Origin of the sequence: Protofrankia coriariae (assembly GCF_001017755.1) — a bacterium.
In the GTDB taxonomy this organism is placed as follows: domain Bacteria; phylum Actinomycetota; class Actinomycetes; order Frankiales; family Frankiaceae; genus Protofrankia; species Protofrankia coriariae.
Genome location: NZ_JWIO01000005.1, coordinates 104,164 through 105,379, shown reverse-complemented (window position 1 = coordinate 105,379; position 1,216 = coordinate 104,164). Strand labels below are relative to the sequence as shown.

Sequence of the window (1,216 nt, the reverse complement as noted above, 5' to 3'; positions counted from 1 at the left end):
GGACGGGCCGGCGGCCGCGACGATCGCCGTGACCCGGGGCCACCCCACCAGCGAGGAGCTCGCCGCCGTGCTGATCGCGCTGCGGGTGGTGACGGCCGCCGCCGTGCCGCCGGTCCCGGCCAGGCCCGCGAGCCGGCAGCGGCCGTGGTCCAACGAGCAGCCTGTCGTGGCGCGCACGGTGCCCGGTGCCTGGGGGCCCGGCCCGCGCGTGGTACCCGGGCCGTCCGCGCCCGGCCTCCACGGCGCACCCGCCAACCGATCGGAAGGGAGAACCCCGAGATGACCCGGATCCCCGGTACAGCCACGGTCCACCGCCCCGACGCGAAAGCTTCCGACACGAAAGTTTCCCGTGCGGAAGTTGCCCGTGCGGAAGCCCTCGGCGCGCAGGTCCCACAGGCACCGGCCTTCGGGGCGGGGCAGACCGCGGGCGGGGCTGCGGGGGAGCGCGTACCGGGCACCCGTTGTCTGGCCATGTTCCCCGGGCAGGGCTCCCAGCGGCCCGGCATGGCGGCTGACCTCGTCAGGCGCTACCCGGACACCGCGGGCCGGATCTTCGCAATGGCGGACGACGTCCTCGGCCTCCCGCTGACGAAGCTGTGCGTGTCGGGCTCGGCGGAGGAGCTGCGCCGCACGGACGTGACCCAGCCCGCGATCGCCGCGACCAGCCTGGCCGTGCTCGAGGTGCTGCGGGCCGGTGGTTTCGAGGCGTCCGGCGTCGCGGGACACAGCCTCGGCGAGTACGCGGCGCTCGCCGCCGCCGGGGTGCTCGACGCGCAGTCCGTGCTGCGCCTGGTGCGCCGCCGCGGCGAGCTCATGGCCGAGGTCGGCAGCCGTACCCCGGGCGCGATGGCGGCGGTCATCGGGCTGCCGGCCGAGCGGGTCGAGGCGTTGTGCCGGGACGTCACCGGCACCGGCGTCGTGGAGATCGCCAACTACAACGACCCCGGGCAGACGGTCGTCTCGGGCCTGACGGAGGCGGTCGCGCACATCGAGACGCTGGCGGCGCGGGCCGGCGCGGAACGGATCGTGCGGCTCGATGTCGGCGCGCCCTTCCACTGCTCCCTGATGCGCGACATCGAGGCCGAGTTCGGCGCCGAGCTCGACCGGCACGTGTTCGCCGAACCGCAGCTGCCGGTGCTCAGCGCGGTCACCGGCGGCTACGTCCGACGGGCGGAGGAGGTGCGTCTGCTGCTGCGGCGGCAGCTCGTCGAGCCGG

2 protein-coding genes (1 of these 2 cut by a window edge) are annotated in these 1,216 nt (G+C 75.7%); both read left to right on the top strand.

From position 1 onward, the window contains the following. The first annotated feature begins 28 nt into the window (after nucleotides 1–28). Nucleotides 29–283 (top strand): acyl-CoA carboxylase epsilon subunit, encoded by a 255-nt coding sequence (locus FrCorBMG51_RS33535; RefSeq protein ID WP_420848577.1) that lies wholly within the window; start codon nucleotides 29–31, stop codon nucleotides 281–283. Further along, nucleotides 280–1,216 carry the 5' portion of an ACP S-malonyltransferase gene (locus tag FrCorBMG51_RS05095; RefSeq protein ID WP_235433322.1) on the top strand. It continues 566 nt past the right edge of the window, so the window shows 937 of its 1,503 coding nt (coding positions 1–937); its start codon is at nucleotides 280–282; its stop codon lies off the right edge, out of view. The genes FrCorBMG51_RS33535 and FrCorBMG51_RS05095 overlap by 4 nt, the downstream gene beginning before the upstream one ends.